At 53.1% G+C, this 19,518-nt stretch carries 17 protein-coding genes; 11 read left to right on the top strand and 6 right to left on the bottom strand.

Going from position 1 to position 19,518, the window contains the following annotated elements:
* Positions 1 to 45: 45 nt before the first annotated feature.
* The 5 genes from atpF to ACFPMF_RS10170 all read right to left on the bottom strand — a co-directional run bounded on the left by atpF (position 46) and on the right by ACFPMF_RS10170 (position 2,803).
* Complete coding sequence (gene atpF / locus ACFPMF_RS10190; RefSeq protein ID WP_379844014.1) at positions 46 to 540, bottom strand: F0F1 ATP synthase subunit B; 495 nt, start codon at positions 538 to 540, stop codon at positions 46 to 48.
* Positions 541 to 698: 158 nt separating this feature from the next.
* The gene (atpE, locus tag ACFPMF_RS10185) at positions 699 to 956 is read right to left on the bottom strand and encodes an ATP synthase F0 subunit C (RefSeq protein ID WP_379844011.1); all 258 of its coding nucleotides are present in this window, start codon (positions 954 to 956) and stop codon (positions 699 to 701) included.
* 138 nt (positions 957 to 1,094) lie between these two features.
* The gene (atpB, locus tag ACFPMF_RS10180) at positions 1,095 to 2,165 is read right to left on the bottom strand and encodes a F0F1 ATP synthase subunit A (protein ID WP_379844009.1); all 1,071 of its coding nucleotides are present in this window, start codon (positions 2,163 to 2,165) and stop codon (positions 1,095 to 1,097) included.
* Positions 2,166 to 2,184: 19 nt separating this feature from the next.
* The gene (locus ACFPMF_RS10175) at positions 2,185 to 2,547 is read right to left on the bottom strand and encodes a hypothetical protein (RefSeq protein ID WP_379844006.1); all 363 of its coding nucleotides are present in this window, start codon (positions 2,545 to 2,547) and stop codon (positions 2,185 to 2,187) included.
* Between the two features lies 1 nt (position 2,548).
* Positions 2,549 to 2,803 carry an AtpZ/AtpI family protein gene (locus ACFPMF_RS10170; protein WP_379844003.1) on the bottom strand — a complete coding sequence of 85 codons (255 nt, stop codon included), beginning with the start codon at positions 2,801 to 2,803 and terminating at the stop codon, positions 2,549 to 2,551.
* Positions 2,804 to 2,959: 156 nt separating this feature from the next.
* On the opposite strand from ACFPMF_RS10170, the gene porW reads away from it, so the two are divergent.
* The 7 genes from porW to ACFPMF_RS10135 all read left to right on the top strand — a co-directional run bounded on the left by porW (position 2,960) and on the right by ACFPMF_RS10135 (position 14,318).
* Complete coding sequence (gene porW / locus ACFPMF_RS10165) at positions 2,960 to 5,173, top strand: type IX secretion system periplasmic lipoprotein PorW/SprE (RefSeq protein ID WP_379844000.1); 2,214 nt, start codon at positions 2,960 to 2,962, stop codon at positions 5,171 to 5,173.
* Between the two features lie 77 nt (positions 5,174 to 5,250).
* Positions 5,251 to 7,605, top strand: a complete 2,355-nt coding sequence (locus ACFPMF_RS10160) for a penicillin-binding protein 1A (RefSeq protein ID WP_379843998.1) — start codon at positions 5,251 to 5,253, stop codon at positions 7,603 to 7,605.
* A 90-nt stretch (positions 7,606 to 7,695) separates the two neighbouring features.
* Entirely contained in the window at positions 7,696 to 8,817 is a 1,122-nt protein-coding gene (locus ACFPMF_RS10155) for a glycerate kinase (protein WP_379843995.1), read from the top strand.
* A 130-nt stretch (positions 8,818 to 8,947) separates the two neighbouring features.
* Positions 8,948 to 10,759 (top strand): excinuclease ABC subunit UvrC, encoded by a 1,812-nt coding sequence (gene uvrC / locus ACFPMF_RS10150; protein WP_379843992.1) that lies wholly within the window; start codon positions 8,948 to 8,950, stop codon positions 10,757 to 10,759.
* 1,004 nt (positions 10,760 to 11,763) lie between these two features.
* A complete protein-coding gene (locus ACFPMF_RS10145) occupies positions 11,764 to 11,994 on the top strand; it encodes a hypothetical protein (protein ID WP_379843989.1) in 231 nt (76 codons plus the stop codon).
* A 345-nt stretch (positions 11,995 to 12,339) separates the two neighbouring features.
* Positions 12,340 to 13,575, top strand: coding sequence for a histidine kinase (locus tag ACFPMF_RS10140; protein WP_379843987.1), 1,236 nt, complete (start codon positions 12,340 to 12,342; stop codon positions 13,573 to 13,575).
* 2 nt (positions 13,576 to 13,577) lie between these two features.
* Positions 13,578 to 14,318, top strand: a complete 741-nt coding sequence (locus ACFPMF_RS10135) for a LytR/AlgR family response regulator transcription factor (protein WP_379843984.1) — start codon at positions 13,578 to 13,580, stop codon at positions 14,316 to 14,318.
* Between the two features lie 103 nt (positions 14,319 to 14,421).
* Here ACFPMF_RS10135 and ACFPMF_RS10130 read toward each other — a convergent pair whose 3' ends face one another.
* A complete protein-coding gene (locus tag ACFPMF_RS10130) occupies positions 14,422 to 15,270 on the bottom strand; it encodes a DUF481 domain-containing protein (protein ID WP_379843981.1) in 849 nt (282 codons plus the stop codon).
* A gap of 115 nt (positions 15,271 to 15,385) precedes the next feature.
* On the opposite strand from ACFPMF_RS10130, the gene ACFPMF_RS10125 reads away from it, so the two are divergent.
* The 4 genes from ACFPMF_RS10125 to ACFPMF_RS10110 all read left to right on the top strand — a co-directional run bounded on the left by ACFPMF_RS10125 (position 15,386) and on the right by ACFPMF_RS10110 (position 19,516).
* Positions 15,386 to 16,354 (top strand): Kelch repeat-containing protein, encoded by a 969-nt coding sequence (locus ACFPMF_RS10125; protein ID WP_379843978.1) that lies wholly within the window; start codon positions 15,386 to 15,388, stop codon positions 16,352 to 16,354.
* A gap of 40 nt (positions 16,355 to 16,394) precedes the next feature.
* Positions 16,395 to 17,567 carry an AIR synthase related protein gene (locus ACFPMF_RS10120; protein WP_379843975.1) on the top strand — a complete coding sequence of 391 codons (1,173 nt, stop codon included), beginning with the start codon at positions 16,395 to 16,397 and terminating at the stop codon, positions 17,565 to 17,567.
* 53 nt (positions 17,568 to 17,620) lie between these two features.
* Positions 17,621 to 18,010 carry a tautomerase family protein gene (locus ACFPMF_RS10115; RefSeq protein ID WP_379843973.1) on the top strand — a complete coding sequence of 130 codons (390 nt, stop codon included), beginning with the start codon at positions 17,621 to 17,623 and terminating at the stop codon, positions 18,008 to 18,010.
* Positions 18,011 to 18,088: 78 nt separating this feature from the next.
* Positions 18,089 to 19,516 (top strand): MBOAT family O-acyltransferase, encoded by a 1,428-nt coding sequence (locus tag ACFPMF_RS10110; protein ID WP_379843970.1) that lies wholly within the window; start codon positions 18,089 to 18,091, stop codon positions 19,514 to 19,516.
* The last annotated feature ends 2 nt before the right edge of the window (positions 19,517 to 19,518 follow it).

Genomic DNA, 19,518 nt, shown 5'->3' with positions numbered 1-19,518 from the left:
AGAGTTTACGGACGTACCAAACTCGTAACGTTTAACGCTTCATTCTTAATTCAATCGCGCGTCTGCAACCAGACTTTTCACCAGTTCTTCCTGCGATTTTTTATCGCTCAGTTCTTTCCGCAGCACTTTTTCAGCAATTTCCAGCGACAGGTCAATGACTTCGCGCTTGACCTGAGCCACCATTGCCAGGCGCTCCGTCTGCATTTCTTCGCGGGTTTTCTCGATGATGCGCGTACCTTCTTCCGTCGCTTTATCGCGGGCTTCGGCCACAACGCGGTCGGCGGTTTCTTTGGCACCCCGTAGAATGGCATCCCGTTCAGCCCGGGCTTCCGCCAGCAGCTTCTGGTTGTCGGCCTGCAGCTTGGCCATCTCGATCCGCGTTTTTTCGGCCATATCCAGGGCTTTCTGGATATCGTCTTCGCGCTCTTTCAGGCTTTCCGTAATCGGCTTCCAGGCAAATTTTGACAGGATGAAGAACAGCAGCCCGAAAACGAGCACCATCCAGAATAATAATCCAATATCAGGAATCAGCAGATCCATTGTAGTATGGAATTAGGATATATGAATTCGTAGTATTTCTGTTTAATTTGGATACAGCCCGTCGGCTGACTAGCTCAAACCAACGGGCTGTATCCTGGTTTTTTGAGTCGGATGCCGACGCCTAATGCAGTCAGCGACTCGCATGCGGATGTCGCGGATTAACCCAGCGAGATCAGCAGACAGATAACGGCGGCAAACAGGGCCACGGCCTCGATCAAGGCTGCGATAATCAACATCGCAGTTTGGATCCGTGCAGCAGCTTCCGGCTGACGAGCGATACCTTCCATCGCAGAACCACCGATACGGCCGATACCCAGACCCGCACCGATAGCCGCCAGACCAGCGCCGATAGCGGCACCCATTACTGCGAAGCTACCCGTAGCTTCCAAAAGAATTGAGAGCAACATTGCTAACATGCTCGATAAACAGATTTATGGTTAAACAAAAAAATACAAACTAAAAGACGGTATTCGGTACTCAGTTTACGGTTTTCAGTCCTTAGTTTTCAGGTTGTTCTGATACGTACCCATTCACTGGAAACCGTAAACTTTAACTCAATGGCCGTGGTCGGCTTCATGGTGCTCTTCGATCGCGCTACCGATGTACATCGACGACAGCAGCGTAAAGATGAAAGCTTGCAGGAACGCCACCAGTAACTCGATCAGGTTCATGAAGAGGGTAAACACGACGATCAGCGGGCTAACACCCCAGCCCATGCCCGAACCGCCCAGATCCTTGGCAATAAAAATCAGACCCAGCAAACTCAGGATGATGATGTGTCCCGCCGTAATGTTGGCAAACAACCGCACCATCAGCGAGAAGGGTTTCATGAACACGCCTACGATCTCGACCGGAATCATGATCGGCAGCAGCGCCACGGGCACGCCCGTCGGTTTGAAAAGGTGCGCCCAGTAATGCTTGTTTCCGCTCAGGTTCACAATCAGGAAGGTAATCACCGCCAGCGTCATCGTAATGGCGATGTTCCCCGTCAGGTTGGCCCCACCCGGCAGCAGGCCCAGCAGGTTATTGAACAGAATAAAGAAAAACAGCGTCAGCAGGAAAGGCAGATACCGTCCGTATTTCGGCCCGATGTTGGGTTTGGCAATCTCGTCGCGTACGAAAAGAATGATCGGTTCCAGAAACGACTGCAAGCCTTTCGGAGCCTTGCCTTTGTTCTTTTCGTACCCGTTCCGAACGGAGAAAAATACAACGATCAGTAAAACGGCGCTCAACAACAGGGAAGCCACGTTTTTCGTAATCGAGAAATCGTATACTTTAATGGATTTGTCAGGCTCGCCACTGGCCCCGGCGCGGTAGATCTTGTTGTGTTCTTTGACGTACCCGTTGTAGTGGGTTTCGTGGGCAAAATGCGAGGATGAAAACACCTCAATGCCCCGATCAGCCGTATACAGAATGACCGGCAACGGGAGCGTCAGCCCGTGGGCAAATTCCCAACCATGATCATCTTTAATGTGGTGCATGATCATGTCGCCCACATTGAATTTTTCTTTTTCCTGCGTAGCGCCGTGCTCGTGGTGATCGTCGTGCTGGGCTTGAACCGCGACCAACGTACTCAGAAACAATACAATACTAAAAAAAGTCTTACGAATCAGGAGACGAAACATATGAAGTAAATGGTATGTATCACAAACCGCGTCGCAAGTTACGACTCAAAATGTAGATTTCAAAGGCAGTATAAAATATATATAGTGCAAGAAAGTCCAGCACAAACAGCTTGACCCCGGTTACGCCACGCCCGACAAAGACCCCGACAAAGACCAGGGCCAGGATCAGGCGGGCTACAATGGTTGTCATGTAAAACGGCACAAATTTTTCGCGATTATTCTGAAAACCAATCCCCATCAGGCGATGAATCAGAAACGAGAGGCTCAGAAAAAAAATCAGCATGTATTTCCAGTAGGGATGTAGCCATCCTCCGGCGCCGTATTGTTCGGCTACAAAAAATACAATTGCCAGGACGACGGTCAGGCCAAGGCTGGGAAGCATATCAGGATTGTTTGGGTAAACTGCGGATAAATAAGTAGAGCGAAGCCCCGATGGAAAACAACGACAGCACCAGCGTCCAGATCGGTTTTTCGTTTTCCTGCCACTCGTCCAGCTTGATACCGCCCCAGACCCCTAACCCAATGGTTCCCAGCATCTGAAAACCGATGGCGGAATACTGAACGAACGAACTGGTCCGGCGGCTGGCCTTCCGGAGCGGGTTTTCCGGTTCTTCAGGTTGTGAATTATCCGTGTTCATAAGCGGTACGTTCTGGGTTCGTGCCAGGAATTTCGTATTTTTGTCTAAGTGCCCCGTCTTTCGATACGGTTTTTGCGCTGACGACGTTACTAGTGTGGGTTCCGTCCGCGAAGGTAGAAAGCCTTCCGGCGGTTACCAAGAATCTGACAACTTTCCATGCAAGGCGGGTTTTGCAACCGATATTTCAATTCTGATTCGATCACGAACCGGTTTCGGCCCGTTTTTTTATGGGTGATCATAACCGCCTGGCTCAGTGGCTGTTCTCAATACAGCAGCAAGAAATTACCGGTTGCCTACCACGATCTGAACGCCCACTATAACGCCTATGTCATTGCCCGCGACCGCATCCGGGAAGTGGAGCGTTACCGGCTAAAAACCTTTCAGGAAAATTACAACCAGCCTTTACCGATTTTGTTGCCGCTCGATTCGACCAAGCTGGAACCGGTCAGGGCGCAACTGGAAGACGCCATTAAAAAGGCCTCCCTGGTAGCCGAACGCCACCAGAATAGTAAGTGGCTCGACAACAGCTACATTCTGTTAGGAACGGCCCGGTTGTATCGACAGGACTACGCCAACGCGATTGAGGTGTTCAAATACATCAACACGAAGGGCGAAAGTGACGAAGAAAAGCATGAAGCGCTGATTCTGCTCATGAGGACGTATATCGAAACCGGTGATTATACTAATGGTCTGAGCGTCGCGGAATACCTCCGCGCCCAGCCGCTTAACAACGTCAATACCCGGAATTATTACCTAACCAAAGCCTATCTGCATCAGAAACGGCAGGAATATGCGGTTTCGGCGGCTCTGCTGGATGCCACCTTTCCGTTTCTGAAAAAAGGCGAAAGCACCGCCCGTTTGCACCTGATTGCCGGTCAGATGTATGATTTGATTGGAAAACCGGAGCAGGCCCTCGCCCACTACCAGAAAGTAGCGCGGAATCGTCCGAACTACGAGCAGTCCTTTTATGCCACTATTTACTCGATTCAGGGAGGACGAACCAGCAACGAACGGTTTAGCCGCATGCTGAACGACCGGAAAAACAACGATCTGCGCGACAAGATTTATTACACCATGGGCCTGCTGGAAGCCCGCGCTGGTCGCTATCCCAAAGCCATCGAATACTGGAAAAAATCGATCCGGGAAACCACGACCAATACGACCCAGATCCCGTACACCTACCAGGAAATGGGAAAGCTGTATTTTGAAAAAGTACAGGATTTCCCCACCGCCAAGGCCTATTACGACAGCGCTCTGGCTCTGTTGCCGCAACAGTCTGCGGATTACAAAGCCCTGGCCGCCCGGAAAATCTATCTCGATGAGTTTGTTGACCACCAGTCGACGATTCAAACGGAAGACAGTTTACAGAAACTGGCCCAGTTGAATCCGGCCGCTCTCGACCGCCATCTGAACGAAGCCATTGACCGCAAACTGAAACAGCAACAGGAGTTGTTGGCCAAAGCGCAAGCCATTGCGGCTCAGGCAGCCAACCGTCCGGCTACTACCTCCGATATTCCGGCCGACCAACGCTGGGTTTTGTATAATCCGCTGCTGATTACGCAGGGCCGGGCGGAATTTACCCAGAAATGGGGAAACCGGGCATTGGAAGACAACTGGCGTCGGAGCCAGAAAGAAACATCGGCGCAACTCGCCCAGGCGGATGCCACTCCCCAAACCGCTCCGGGTTTGAGCCCCAATGTCCAGCAAGGGAGTGTGCCGGCGGCCTTGTCAGAGGCTGAACGCAAAGCCCAGAAAGATGCGCTGTATGCCACGATTCCGTTCAGTCCCGAGGCTTTACAGCGCTCCAACCAGCGCCTGGAAAATGCGTATTACCACCTGGGAAAACTGTATAAATTCCAGTTCAATCAACCTGAAAAGTCCATATCGACCTTTGAAACCCTGCTGAACCGGTATCCGAATACCACCGTTAAGCCGGAAATCTATTACCTTTTAATGGTGTCGAACGATCAGCTGAACCGGCCATCGGGCTGGAAGGATAAATTGCTGGCCGAATACCCAACCTCGTCGTACGCCCGGCAGATTGGAAAAACCGGTACCAATGCGACCCCTACGGCCACGGGCGAGTCGGCCGCGAATCGGACGTATACCGAAATTTACGACTTGTACAAAGCCAACAACCTGACCGAAGCCCTCAGCCGGGCCGAAGCCGCCATGAGTTCGCTGACGGGCAGCCTGATCGAGGATAAAATGGCTTTACTCCGCGTCATTCTGATCGGGAAAGTTCGGGGCGTTGATCCTTACCGGCAGGCTTTAATTGAATTTATTCGTGATTATCCCACCAGCCCCCTGCTTCCGAGGGTCCGCGAAATGCAGGTAGCCGCCGAGCAACCCACCGCCAAAAGAAAATAGCGGTTTGGGTTAAATTGTGTACTTTTGGCAAATGCGGAAGCGTTAACTTAGTAGCAAGTTTAATCCCCGATCCCTTTATGTTCGAGTTACAACCGGGTTTGTATCGACGCCTGATTGCAAGACTCTGGAAAATATCCCTGGCCGGCATCCTCCTGCTCGTTTTGTACATCGTTGCGGTGAGTTTCAACTTCCTCTGGTTGTTTGGCGGAATGCCCAGCCTGAAGGCCCTCGAAAATCCGCAGAGCTACGAAGCATCGGAAATTTATACGGAAGACGGCGTCCTCCTGAGCAAATATTACCTCGAAAACCGGACCCCGATTGAAATCTCGCAGGTCTCGCCGAATGTCATTTCGGCCTTGCTGGCGACGGAAGACGCCCGGTTTGTCAAACATTCGGGCATCGATGCCCGCAGTATTTTCCGGGCCATTACCGGGGTGCTGACCGGCCGGAGCAGTTCGGGCGGGGGTAGTACGCTGACGCAGCAGGTCGCCAAAAACCTGTTCGAAACCCGGACCGAAAAATTCCGGGGCGTTTTGGGGAGCATTCCGTACGTGCGGGTCATTATCGATAAAACCAAAGAATGGATTTTGTCCGTCCGGCTGGAGCGGAATTACACCAAACAGGAAATCATGATGATGTACCTGAACACGGTTTCGTTCGGGAACAACACGTTTGGAATTAAAACCGCGGCCAAGACCTATTTCAACAAGGAACCCTGGCAGGTGAACGTCGAGGAAGCGGCTTTGCTGGTCGGCATGCTCCAGAACCCGTCGCGCTTCAATCCCCGGCTGTACGAAGACCGGTCGCTGGTTCGCCGGAACGTGGTGCTGTCGCAGATGCGGAAATACGGTTTTCTGACCGACGATCAGTACGCCGTCTATAAGCAGAAACCGATCAAGCTCGACTTCAACATCGAGAACCAGAATACCGGCCCGGCGGCTTATTTCCGGTCGGTGATCAAAGACGATATTCAGAAATGGATCGACGAATACAATGAAGCCAATCCGGACAATGAACTGGACCTGCATACCAGTGGGTTAAAAATCCGGACCACCATCGATTCCCGGCTTCAACGCGCAGCGGAAGAATCGGTTTACGAACACATGCGCGAACAGCAGCGTAAATTTTACGAACACTGGCGGGGCCGGAATCCCTGGACGTATAAAGACAAAGGCGGCAAATGGCGCGAACTGCCCGGTTATATCGAGAATGCAGCCAAACGAACTCCCCGCTACATTGCCTTGAAAAAAGAATACGGCGACGACGAAAAGGCGATCTGGGCGGAAATGCGAAAACCGGTAAAAATGAAAGTGTTCGTGTACGGTGGTCGCCGGAATGAGAAGGATACCGTCATGAGTCCGCTCGATTCGATCAAATATTACAAGCGGTTTCTGAATGTCGGTTTCATGTCGATGGACCCGCGCAACGGCCACGTGAAGGCGTGGGTGGGCGGTATTAATTTCAAATACTTCAAGTTCGACCACGTCAAACAGGGCAAACGGCAGCCGGGCTCGACCTTCAAACCGTTTGTGTACCTGGCCGCCATCGACAAGAACTTCCTGACACCCTGCGACCGGATTACCGACCAGCCCGTCCGGTTTGATCCGTATGAAGATCACAATGGCCCGACCCCCTGGGTTCCGAATAATTCAAATGGAAAGTGGAGTTATCAGCAACTATCGCTCCGTCAGGCGCTGGGCCGTTCGATCAACTCCGTAAGCGCTCAGTTGATTAAACAGGCCAAATCCGCTTCGGTGGTCGAATACGCCCATAAACTGGGGATCGAAAGCAAGCTGGCCGAAAATCCGACCTTGTGTCTTGGCACCAGCGATGTATCCGTCTACGAAATGGTGGCTGCGTATTGTACGTTTGCCAATGCCGGTTACCGGGTAAAACCGCTCACCGTGCTGCGCATTGAGGATAAAAAAGGCAACGTGCTGGTCAATTTCTTCCCGGAGAACAAACTGGTTATCAACGCCAACGTCGCGTACCAGATGCTGTATCTCATGCGCGGTGCCGTCGAAGACCCGGACGGCACTTCACAACGGCTGCGGACGCAGTACAAGCTACTGGAAGGCGGCAATGAGATTGCCGCCAAAACCGGTACGACCTCCAGCTACTCGGATGGCTGGTTCATGGGCATGACGGAAAATCTGGTATCGGGTTTATGGGTGGGCGGTGACGACCGCAGTATTCACTTCCGGGATATGGCGCTCGGTCAGGGGGCCCGGGTGGCGATGCCTGCCTGGGGAATGTATATGCAAAAGGTCTACGCCGATCCGACGCTGAAACGCTCGTATCCCAAAGTGCCTTTCCGAAAACCGGACGGGTTCAACCTGGCACTGGATTGCGGTGGCTACGCCATCGACTCCAGCCAGCGTTACATCCCGCCCAAAGTGGTTGAATCCGAAGAAGAAGAAATTCTGAATTAAGACGCAAGATGGGCGCAGAACGATAAAATACTGCGCCCAGAACGGTCTTTTCGTCTCTTGTCTCCTTTTCTCCCTCTTTTGTCCGCCGAAATGAAAATCCTGCTGGCTCCCGATAAATTCAAAGGTTCGCTGACGGCCCGTCAGGTTTGCGAGGCCATGACGGAAGGCATACGGCTGGCGCATCCAACCGCCGAAATTATCCCCTTGCCTATGGCCGACGGTGGCGAAGGAACCGCCGAAGTGCTGACGATGGCCACCGGCGGGCAATGGCTGACCGTCCCGGTTTTTGATCCGCTCGGACGATTGATTGAAGCGTCATACGGAATTTCAGCCGACGGACAGACGGCTTTCGTTGAAATGTCACAGGCATCGGGACTGCGGGTGCTGCAACGGCATGAATACAACCCGATGAAAGCTAGCACCTTCGGCACGGGCGAACTCATTCTGGACGCCATAAACCGGGGTGTTTCGCAGCTGGTGCTGGGGATCGGTGGCAGCGCGACCAATGATGCCGGAATCGGTATGGCTGCTGCGCTGGGCTGGCAGTTTCTGGACCACAACGGTGATTCTCTTGCCCCCTGCGGAGGGAATCTGTCCGCGATCCGTCGCATCATCCCACCTGCTTTACCGCTCAATCTGGTGGTGGATGTGGCCTGCGATGTTACGAACCCCTTGTTTGGCCCGAACGGAGCCGCTGCCATTTACGGTCCGCAAAAAGGAGCCTCGGCCGACGATATTGAACACCTGGATCGGGGCTTGCAGCACCTGGCCGGTTTGATTTACGACCAGTTTGGCATCGATTTAGCCGATGTGCCGGGCGCCGGTGCGGCCGGAGGACTGGGTGCCGGTGCGTTATTTTTCCTGCGGGCGACCTTGAAAGAAGGCGCCAAAGTGGTCATGGAACAAACCCGGTTTGTGGACCATCTGGCCGGTACCGATCTGGTCCTAACAGGGGAAGGGAAAATTGACAACCAGACCCTGCAAGGCAAACTCATCCACGGCATTGCGCAACAGGCCCGTTCGTTTGGCGTTCCGACGGTGGCGATCTGCGGCACACTGGATGCACCCCCTGCCGACCTTATGGCGTTGGGACTGGAAGCCGCCTTTTCCGTCCTCAATCGTCCCCAATCGCTCGATGAAGCCCTGGCGACAGCCTACGAAACCGTCAGTCTGACAACTTTTAATGTGATCCGTTTGTTACTAAAACACTGAGCGGACGAACGATTAGCCAGCCCAACTCCCGGTTTTACGACGCTGCTCCGGCCGGTAATTCGTGCTGATTTCCCTCTTCATCCAGCTTACCGTAAACACGATAAACCGTAAACCGACCAACCGTTTTACAATGGCGGAGTTTGACTATAAAACCGAATTAACCAAAGTCCCGCACGAACCGGGGGTTTACCGGTATTTCGATGCATCGGGAGAAGTAATTTACGTTGGGAAGGCCAAGGATTTAAAAAACCGGGTCAGTAGTTATTTTGTCAAATCCAACCAGCACGACCGCAAAACCCAGCGGCTGGTGAGTCAGATTCGCAAGATCGAGTTCACGATTGTCCATACCGAATTCGATGCCCTCCTGCTCGAAAATCAGTTGATCAAACGGTTTCAGCCCCGCTACAACATTCTGCTGCGGGACGATAAAACGTATCCCTTCATCTGCGTCACCAACGAACGCTTTCCGCGCGTCCTGACAACCCGGCGAATCGATCGAAAAATGGGGACGTTTTATGGCCCGTACGCCCAGCTGCGCCCCATGTATGCGCTGCTGGAGATGTTCAGCCAGTTGTTTACCATCCGAACGTGCAACCTCAATCTTTCGCCGGAAAACATTGAAGCCAAAAAATTCAAGGTTTGCCTGGAATACCATATCGGTAACTGCAAAGGCCCCTGCGAAGGGCTGGTTAGCGAAGCGGACTATTTGAAAGATATCGAGCAGGTTCATTCGATTCTGAAAGGCAATATCTCACCCGCCCAGCTTTATTTTAAAGAGCGCATGCTGGAATCGGCCAATGACCTGGCGTTTGAACAGGCCCAGCAATACAAGGAAAAGCTGAACGTCCTGCAAAACTTCCAGAGCAAGTCGACGGTCGTTAACCCCAAAATTTCGGATGCCGACGTGTTCACCATTGCCTCGGACGAATCGGCTGCGTACATCAATTTCATGAAAGTGGTCAACGGGACCATCACGCAGACCAATACCGTTGAAGTGAAGAAGAAACTGGACGAATCCGACAGCGACCTGCTGACCATGCTGATTGTCGAGTTTCGGACGCAGTACGGCAGCGAGTCCAAAGAGATCATTACCAATATTCCGCTGGATGCCGATTTAAAAGCGGAAATCACGGTCCCTCAAATTGGCGATAAGCGGAAGCTGCTCGACATGTCGCTGAAAAACGTGCTGTATTTCCGGCGCGAACGGGCCGAGCGGGCAGCCGCCGAAGCCACCGGAAACGCCAGCCGCAAAGACCGGGTCCTCATCCGGCTTAAGCAGGATTTGCAGTTAAAGACCTTACCCAACCGGATCGAATGTTTCGATAACTCCAACATTCAGGGCACCAATCCGGTATCGGCCATGGTGTGTTTTATCGACGGAAAACCGTCTCCCAAGAATTACCGGCATTTTTCCATCAAATCCGTCGTCGGCCCCAACGACTTTGCATCCATGTACGAAGTTGTAAGCCGGCGCTACACCCGCGTGCTGGATGAACAGACGGGACTCCCCGATCTGATTGTCATCGATGGCGGGAAAGGGCAACTGAGCGCAGCCTGTGAGGCCCTGAAGGAATTAAATTTATACGGACAGGTGCCCATTATCGGGATTGCCAAACGACTGGAGGAAATCTATTTCCCGGAAGACAGCCTGCCGTTGTACATCGATAAAAAATCCGAATCCCTGAAGTTGATTCAGCGCATCCGCGACGAAGCCCACCGGTTTGCCATTACGTACCACCGTGATAAACGCAGCCGGAACAGCCTCATCAGCGAGTTGGAAAACATCGAGGGAATTGGCAAAAAAACCGCAGCCAAGCTGCTGAAATATTTCAAAGGCGTTAAGAAAATCCGGGAAGCTCCGCTGGAAGATGTCGCCGTTGTGGTCGGTAACGACAAGGCCCAGAAGGTCAAGCAGTATTTTGAAACCATCAGCCAGCAGTAGAAACGAAAGAAAAGAAACCTGACCCGGCATTGTCCGGTAAACATGAGTCATCCCGCAGTTTGTAGGATGACTTGATAGAAGTTGAATACCGCAGCTAACGCAGCGCGAAGTCGATAAAGCGGTGTCAGGGCAGACTGGCACCGCTTTCCGGTTCGATGACACCACCTTCGCAATAAGGCTAACCGCTCATCGCTTTTGTCTACCGCCAGCAACTCCAGCAGAAATGCATACACCAAGGCAACCATCATCATCAACTTGCGTCGGTTGAGCCAGAACCACAGTCGGGGCCACTGAATCGCCAACGCACTTTTGGAAAAGCGCCAGCAGGCTTCAATTGGCCACCGACGGGCATAAGCCAGCACCACCGGTTCTGGGCTTTCTCCAGAAGAAACGCTTCAATCAGTGTGTGACTCCAGGCTTTACTGCGAAGCAGGTTGCTGATGCGTTTGGTTGCGGCCGGAGCGTGTTGCTCACCGAGGAGTTTACCGCCCAACTCGCTCAACAGTAACCCCAGACTGTTATCTCGGAAGCGAATAAGGCCCCTACCAAAGCCTCAAAGGTGCTTGTCGATCAACGAGTCGATCCAGCCGCTCGGCCAGGGGTTGGATAAAAGTCTGTAGCCGGTTTTGGAAATAACGGGCCTCTTGCTTGACATCGTCGGTACAGATACCAACTTTTATAAAGTCTTTGGACATAAGAAAACCTTCCGCTTAGTTGTTCGCACCACTAAATTCGGAAGGTTTTCGCTTTTAAAACAGAGTTGTCAAACTTCGGGATGACTCAGGTTTTTAGTTGCTTCATGAAGGCCACCAAGCCTTGTCAAATTCATCACGCGGTTGCCCCGTAAACCGGCTAACCCACTTCTTTTCGGCTACTTATCAGGGCAGGACGGGCAATTGTCAACCCGAAAGCACCAGGTATTGATTGGGACAAAAAGCCCATGACTGGCTCCCTTACTTTTGTGCTGTTTCTTTCAAGATCCACACCCGTACTACAAAAGGACAATGGGATTGCTCTCAAAAAGTGCATTTGTCAAGTTTATTCTCATTCTCGGAATGAGCCTGGTCCCCTGCGAAAAAGGAGGTCAGCCGATTCGACAGGATGCCCCCCTTGAAGGTAAAACCGGCCGGACGTCCGACCCGTTTCCGATGCCGGATGGACCACTTCTGATCGCGCCCACGGAGGTCGATCAGTTGCTGCCCTTTGACAGCGAACCGAACAACCACCGGGTTTAAAAATAGAGGACTTCCGCGCAAGCAATAACCTGAAAGACAGCAGACTATACAACTAAATCAACCAACAAGAGGCTCCCCGCCAAACGGGAGACCGCCGGGTAAACGCTCAAAAAGGCTTATGTAGTTGGGTATAAGTAATGTGTATTTGGTAATGGTTAAAACGCCCCGCAGTTGCAGGGCGTTTTTTATGCCGTTGAATAAATGACCCAACAACTTACTTGTCATTTTCCGCAAGTTATGGGTTGAAAACGACTGGTTATTGATTCCACCTTTCAAAAGAATGGAATTACCTCTACTTTCGATACGCGAATCCGAAAGGACATTGCTCCATCAAACAGACTAAACGTGGTAAAAAATGGGCGACATAACCAGGCAGATCAGGAACGAAAAGCGTTAGAAGAAGAGCTCGAAACCGAGCGGGCCATCAATTTTTTTGCGATTTCACTCATTGATCAGACAACTGTCGAGGAGGTGCTGTGGGACGTTGCCAAGAACTGCATCGCCCGACTCAACTTCGTCGATTGCGTGGTTTATTTGCGGGATGAAAAACGGAATGTGCTGGTGCAGAAAGCCGCCCACGGCCCGAAAAACCCCCGCTCATTTGAAATTTTTCAACCGATTGAAATTCCCATCGGGCAGGGTATCGTGGGCTCGGTAGCGCAAACGGGTCGGGCCGAAATGATCGGGGATACCTCGCAGGACCCCCGCTACATCCGGGACGACGACATTCGGTATTCGGAAATTACGGTACCGATCATGCTGGACGACGAAGTGGCTGGCATCATCGATGCCGAACACCCCGAAAAGCACTTTTTCCAGCCGCGACACCTGCACATTCTGACGAGCATTGCCCGACTGTGTGCGCAGAAAATCCGGCGGGTGCAGATCGAACAGGCCTACCGGCAAACCGAGCGGCAGTTGCTGGAAAACAACAAGCGGATTGCTGAAACCAAGCTGATGGCACTGCGGATGCAGATGAACCCGCACTTTGTGTTCAACAGCCTGAATGCCATCAACAAATTCGTGCTGCTGAACAACGTGGACGAAGCGTCGCTGTATTTGACCAAGTTTTCGCGGTTGATGCGGCAGATTATGGTCAACACCCAAACCGAATGGGTGTCGCTGCGGCACGAATTGCAGGCCATCGAAAATTACGTCGAACTGGAGCAGATGCGGAGTGACCATGCGTTTGACGTTTCGCTGACGGTCAGCAAAACGTTAAGTCTGGACACGGTGCAGGTTCCGCCTTTGCTGATTCATCCGTACGTCGAAAATGCAATCTGGCACGGCCTGTTGCCGCAGAAAATCGAAAAACCGGTTTTGCAGATCGACTGCCAGCAGGCCGCCGGTTTTCTGGTGATCTGCATTGCCGACAATGGCATTGGCCGCGAAGCGTCCCGGCGTATGCAGGTCAACAGCCTGACGGCGCATAAATCGCACGGCAGCCGGATTGCCGAAGAACGCCTGCAGATTGTCAACAAGATTTACGGCGTCGATGCCCGGATCGACGTGGCCGACCTGGTCGATTCAGTGGGCGCTCCGGCCGGCACCTGCGTTACGTTCACCATGAAACTTAAATAACCATGACTGCCATTATTGTCGACGACGAAAAACACTGCCGCGACGTGCTCGCCCTGCTGCTCCAGCGGTTTTGCCCCCAAATCCAGTTGCTGGCGTCGTGCGTCGATGGTACGGAAGGATATCAGGCGATTGAAATGCACCACCCGGACCTGGTTTTTCTGGATATTGAAATGCCCGGCATGAGTGGGTTCGATATGCTGGAAGCCTGTCGGTTTACCAAATTCGACGTCATTTTCACGACGGCTTACAACGAATACGCCATCAAAGCCATTCGGCATAACGCCCTGGACTACATCCTGAAACCGATCGACAAGGACGAACTGGTGCAGGCCGTTCAGAAGGCTGAACAGGAGCGGCTCACCCGAACGTCGGCCAAGGTCGACAGCTTCGTCGAATACCTGCACCGGCAGAAAACCGGCGACCGCATTGCGCTGCCCACCCTGGAAGGCTTGCAGATCATCAACAGCGAAGAGATTTACTACTGCGAATCCGACGGGGGGTATACCCGGTTTTTTCTGACGAACGGCAAAGTCATTCTGATTTCCAAAACGCTGAAAGAAGTGGAAGAAGTACTGGAAGCCAAGGGGTTCTGCCGCGTTCACCACGGCTACCTCATCAACCTGCGCTATGTGCAGCGCTACATCCGGGGCGACGGGGGCGAAGTCATCATGGAAAACAACAAGAACATCCCGGTTTCCCGCAACAAAAAACAGGAATTTCTGAATTTGCTGGAAAAAATATGAGTACGGTTTACGGTATTCAGTATACGGTGGCTGACGCCCACCCCTGAACACGTCAGCCACCGTAAACCGAATACCGTAAACCGCCCTCCCTCTCCTTCACGACTTATTTCACCTCAAGCACCAGGCCGGTTGTCCAGCGAAAATCGTTGTTTTTGCGGCCCACGGCCACCAAACTTTCGTAGGAATTCTGGACGGAGGTCCGCACGCTGATGAGCGAAGTCAGCCGCAACTGGAACGAAACATTGCCGTTCCACCGCAGGTTGGGCTGGTTGAGCGCCGGTTGCAGAAAAACCGTATGCGTGACCGAATACCGCCCATCGTCCCACTGATATTCTCCAAACACCCGCGTCGAATTTCGCAGCACATTGACATCCTTCACTTCGGCACTGTTGGTGATGAAATCCGTGTATTCGTACAGCAGGACGTTGGTCACGGACAGATACGCGTTTTTACGACTGAGAAACTTATAGCCGCCCCCCGCTCCGCCGGTCAGGCGTTGCCGGATTTTACGGAGATTGCTGATTTCGACGGCACCGAAACCCAGGTAATAAAACCGCCGTTCGTGCAGAAAACTGGTCCGGAAGTCCGCCAGAATTTCCCGTTCATTCAACTGCTGATTCTGGCGTCCGTAGGCAAATGAGGGGTTACTGGCAAACCGGAACAACTGGCTCACCGCCCAGTCGAATGAACCACCCACCTGGATCAGCGCCCGGTTGACGTTTCCGGCGGTGACGGTGCCGTCGGCGGTGAGTTTGTAATGAAAACCGGTAGGATCACTGGCGGCCACGGGGGCGGCTTTGGCCGCTTCTTCTTTTTTAAGACGGTTGATGGAATCGGCGGCTACCGAATCGACCGGAGCGGTAACTTGCAGGGTATCGGAAGTTACCACCTGGGCCATACCACGCACTGGCAAAAAAAGGCATAAAATCAGGTAGATTTTGGGATGGAGCATCGGCAAAAATAGGATGGCTTCTTGTCTATAACGTACGATGCCGTACATTTGACTTGGGATTTTTTCCAAAAATGATTCAGTTATCAGCTAAGCGTTTCAAAATCGGCCAGTTGTTATGAACAAAAAACTTCTTACCTATTGCGCTTTGACCCTTTTCGGATCGACGGGTGTGTTTGCCCAGACCTGGGAAGCGGTACCCTACAAGAATGACTGCGAAAAACGCCACGAAAACGCGGCCGCTTTGGTGGGCGATAGCCTCTACGCCATCGGGGGCCGGGGTATGAAACCGCTGGAAGCCCTGAACCTGAAAACCCTCATGTGGAAAAGGCTGCCGACACCGCCGGTGGAAATGAATCATTTTCAAGCCATTACCTACAAAGGTGAAATCTACGTAATGGGCGCTTTCGAAGGAAAATACCCGCACGAAACCCCCATTCCGAACATTTATATCTATAGCCCCAAAACCGGCAACTGGCGGAAAGGTCCGGAAATCCCGAAAGAGATCCAGCGCGGATCGGCGGGCGTGGTGGTCTATAACGACAAAATTTACATGGTGTGCGGGATCATCGATGGTCATTTCGACGGTCATGTGTCGCGGCTCGACGAATATGATCCCAAAACCAACACCTGGAAACAACTGGCCGACGCGCCCCGCTCCCGCGACCACATCAGCGCGGCCGTGGTCGGCACCAAACTGTACCTGGCGGGGGGCCGCCGGTCGTCGGCTAAAACCGGCCACGTGATCGATACGACCCTACCGGAAGTGGATGTCTACGATTTCAAAACCGGCAAATGGGAAACCCTGCCCGCCGAAAGCAATTTCCCGACCCTGCGGGCGGGTAGCACGGCGGTGACCAAAGACAACAAAGTGTGGGTGATCGGCGGGGAAAGCGAACAACTCAAGTCGCATAACGAAGCCGAAATCCTGGACCCGAAAACCAACCGCTGGACGTCGGGGCCGAAACTGCTTGAAGGTCGCCACGGCACGCAGGCCGTCGTCTATAAAAATAGCATTTACATTCTGGCCGGATCGGCCAACCACGGCGGTGGCCCGGAATTGAATACCGTTGAAGTTCTGAAATAAATTTACGCAGCCGGCGAAAGCTGGCTGCGCTTACAACCCAATGAGTCAACCAACTGATCGATACGCGCAACGGGGTGTTTCGGCCTCGAAAGAAGACGTTCACAAAGCCATTGCGAAACTGGACAAGGGATTGTTTCCCAAGGCCTTCTGCAAAATTGTACCCGACGCCCTGGCGGGCGATCCTGACTATTGCACCATCATGCACGCCGACGGTGCCGGAACCAAATCGTCGCTGGCGTATCTGTACTGGAAAGAAACCGGCGACCTGTCGGTCTGGCGGGGCATTGCGCAGGATGCCGTAGTGATGAATACCGACGATCTGATTTGCGTCGGCTCGACGGGCCCGATGCTGTTGTCGTCGACCATTGGCCGGAACAAAAACCTGATTCCGGGCGAGGTGATTGCCGAAATCATCGACGGTACCGAGGAAGTGCTCGAGATGCTGCGGCAACACGGCATTGACATTGCCAGCACCGGGGGCGAAACCGCCGACGTGGGCGACCTCGTGCGGACAATCATTGTCGACAGCACCGTCATTGCCCGGATGCGCCGGGACGATGTCGTCAGCAACGACCGGATTCAGGACGGGGATGTGATCGTGGGGCTGGCGTCGTTCGGACAGGCCACCTACGAAAAAACCTACAACGGCGGCATGGGCAGCAATGGGCTGACTTCGGCCCGGCACGATGTGCTGGCGCATTACCTGGCCGATAAATACGCCGAAAGTTTCGACCCGGCCGTGGACCGGAGTCTGGTGTACAGCGGTTCCAAACGGCTGACCGATCCGGTTGAAAACACCGGCCTGAACGTCGGCCAGTTGATTCTTTCCCCCACGCGGACCTACGCTCCCGTTGCCAAAGTGCTGCTGGATGAACTGCGGACACAGATTCACGGGATGGTTCATTGCAGCGGTGGAGCGCAGACAAAAGTCCTGCATTTCATTGATAACCTGCACGTTGTCAAAAATAATCTTTTCCCGATTCCGCCCCTGTTCGGGCTGATTCAGCAGGAAAGTGGCACGGACTGGCAGGAAATGTACAAGGTGTTTAACATGGGACACCGACTCGAAATCTACCTGCCGGAAGAACACGCCCAGCGGGTGATCGACCTGGCCGCCCACTTTGGGATCGAAGGCCGGATCATCGGCCACGTGGAAGCGTTTGAAGGGAAACGGGTGACGGTCCAGAGTGCAGCCGGAACGTTTGTGTACTAACTTACAAAACCGTATTTTCCATTGTCTTAACTCATTTGTCTCTTGTCTACCCAATGAGTCAGGTAAAAGTTTACGGGGTAAAAGAACCGCTGCGGGCGATCCGGAACCGGTTGTCGGACGTCATCCACGGGTGTGTGGTGGAGGCCCTGCAATTCCCGGAAAACAAGCGCGCGCACCGGTTTTTGTACCTCGAGCCCGACGATTTTTTCATGCCGGAAGGCCGGACGGAGCAATATATTATTATCGAATTGCTGATGATCGAGGGCCGGACCGTGGAGACGAAGAAAAAACTGATCACCCTGCTTTTCGACCGCATCCACCGGCAACTCGGCCTGTCGCTGAACGACATCGAAATCTGCATTCTGGAAAGCCCGGCCCACAACTGGGGCTTTCGCGGTCAAACCGGCGATGACGTATCGATTTCCTATCAAATCAAGGTATAACTTCCACCTGATGCAACGGCGATTTCTGGCATAAGATGCTGTTCCTGGAGAAATCGTAAGACGAAAAAACCCGACGCCATGTCGCTGAGTTCAACTCTATACCTGTTCTTTCTGCTCCTGGTTTTTGTGGTCTACTACGCCCTGCCGCACCGGTTTCGCTGGTGCTGGCTCCTGGTTTCAGGGTATTTTTTCTATTTCACCTGGCAACCTCTTTTCGTCCTGTTACTGGCCGGATCGACTGGGGTAGCGTACGGGTTTGGACGGCTGGTGAAAAGCACCCCATCCCGGATTCCGCTCTGGTTAGGTATCGGCTTGTTGCTGCTTCCGCTCCTGTTTTTCAAATATTATGCCTTCCTGAATCACAACCTGGCGGTTTTACTGGGCTGGTGGGCCGTCCAGAGCCCCTTGCCGGCGTGGTCGCCGGTGGTGCCGATCGGAATTTCCTTTTACACCTTTGAAGCGATCAGCTACCTGATCGATGTTCGCCGGGGATACCTCAAACCGGTGCAGCATTTTGGGTACTTTGCGACTTACCTGGCCTTCTTCCCGACGCTGACGGCGGGACCCATTGAACGGGCAAAACGGGTGCTGATCCAACTCCAGATGCCCCAGCCGTTCCGGTACAAGAATGCCGTGGCCGGTTTGCAGCTCATTGCCTGGGGACTGTTCAAAAAGGTGGTCCTGGCCAACCAGATTGCCTTCCTCATCGAGCCGGTTTTCCAGCAGGCCGACACCCAGACCGGTGCCCGGCTTTACCTCGCGCTGGTGCTGGCACCCTTTCAGATTTTCTGCGATTTTTCGGGCTATTCCGATATTGCGCTGGGTTCGGCCCGCATGCTGGGCATCCGGCTCATGAAAAACTTTGACGACCGGGTTTACGCTTCGACCTCCCGCATCGAGTTCTGGAAAGGCTGGCACATCAGCCTTACGTCCTGGTTTCGGGATTATGTCTATTTTCCGCTAAGCAAATCGCTCCGCTCGCGCAGTGGCCTGTATGTCAACCTGATGGTGGTCTATTTTCTAACCGGTCTCTGGCACGGTGCAACCTGGGGTTATATTCTCTGGGGACTGCTCAATGGACTCTGGCTGGTGGCCGAACACGCGACAAAAGCGCAACGCCAAATCTTCTTTCGAAGGTTCTGGCCCGATCTGAACGCCCCGGCACACCGGTTTTTATCGACCCTCCTGGTTTTTCATGCCGGAGCAGTGATGGGCGTTTTTTTACGAGCGCCTTCGGTTGAAGCCGCCGGGTCGCTCCTAAGCGGTTTGTTCACCGAAAATCGCTGGCACGGCACCAACTGGGAACTGATAAAACCGTTTATGCCCGTTCTGGGCGGTTTATTTTTGATGGATCTGGTGAACCGGCAGCTGAAAAACCGGGATTTCCCCGAACTGCTTGGGTCATTGGGAGGAGTTAGACGCTGGAGTGTTTACCTGGTACTTTGCCTTTTGATTCTGACCTTTGCCCGCGTTGGGGAGTCTCCCTTTTTTTACTACCAGTTTTGACC

The organism is Larkinella bovis, assembly GCF_042655385.1.
Taxonomy (GTDB): Bacteria; Bacteroidota; Bacteroidia; order Cytophagales; family Spirosomataceae; genus Larkinella; species Larkinella bovis.
This window is presented reverse-complemented; position numbering and strand designations above follow the sequence as displayed.

Coding starts and splice junctions, on each gene's coding strand:
- ACFPMF_RS10170 (WP_379844003.1), bottom strand. CDS start 2,803: ATGAACACGGATAATTCACAACCTGAAGAACCGGAAAACCCGCTCCGG.
- ACFPMF_RS10175 (WP_379844006.1), bottom strand. CDS start 2,547: ATGCTTCCCAGCCTTGGCCTGACCGTCGTCCTGGCAATTGTATTTTTT.
- atpB (WP_379844009.1), bottom strand. CDS start 2,165: ATGTTTCGTCTCCTGATTCGTAAGACTTTTTTTAGTATTGTATTGTTT.
- ACFPMF_RS10160 (WP_379843998.1), top strand. CDS start 5,251: ATGTTCGAGTTACAACCGGGTTTGTATCGACGCCTGATTGCAAGACTC.
- ACFPMF_RS10125 (WP_379843978.1), top strand. CDS start 15,386: ATGAACAAAAAACTTCTTACCTATTGCGCTTTGACCCTTTTCGGATCG.
- ACFPMF_RS10155 (WP_379843995.1), top strand. CDS start 7,696: ATGAAAATCCTGCTGGCTCCCGATAAATTCAAAGGTTCGCTGACGGCC.
- uvrC (WP_379843992.1), top strand. CDS start 8,948: ATGGCGGAGTTTGACTATAAAACCGAATTAACCAAAGTCCCGCACGAA.
- ACFPMF_RS10115 (WP_379843973.1), top strand. CDS start 17,621: ATGAGTCAGGTAAAAGTTTACGGGGTAAAAGAACCGCTGCGGGCGATC.
- ACFPMF_RS10135 (WP_379843984.1), top strand. CDS start 13,578: ATGACTGCCATTATTGTCGACGACGAAAAACACTGCCGCGACGTGCTC.
- ACFPMF_RS10120 (WP_379843975.1), top strand. CDS start 16,395: ATGAGTCAACCAACTGATCGATACGCGCAACGGGGTGTTTCGGCCTCG.
- atpE (WP_379844011.1), bottom strand. CDS start 956: ATGTTAGCAATGTTGCTCTCAATTCTTTTGGAAGCTACGGGTAGCTTC.
- ACFPMF_RS10130 (WP_379843981.1), bottom strand. CDS start 15,270: ATGCTCCATCCCAAAATCTACCTGATTTTATGCCTTTTTTTGCCAGTG.
- porW (WP_379844000.1), top strand. CDS start 2,960: ATGCAAGGCGGGTTTTGCAACCGATATTTCAATTCTGATTCGATCACG.
- ACFPMF_RS10110 (WP_379843970.1), top strand. CDS start 18,089: ATGTCGCTGAGTTCAACTCTATACCTGTTCTTTCTGCTCCTGGTTTTT.
- ACFPMF_RS10145 (WP_379843989.1), top strand. CDS start 11,764: ATGGGATTGCTCTCAAAAAGTGCATTTGTCAAGTTTATTCTCATTCTC.
- atpF (WP_379844014.1), bottom strand. CDS start 540: ATGGATCTGCTGATTCCTGATATTGGATTATTATTCTGGATGGTGCTC.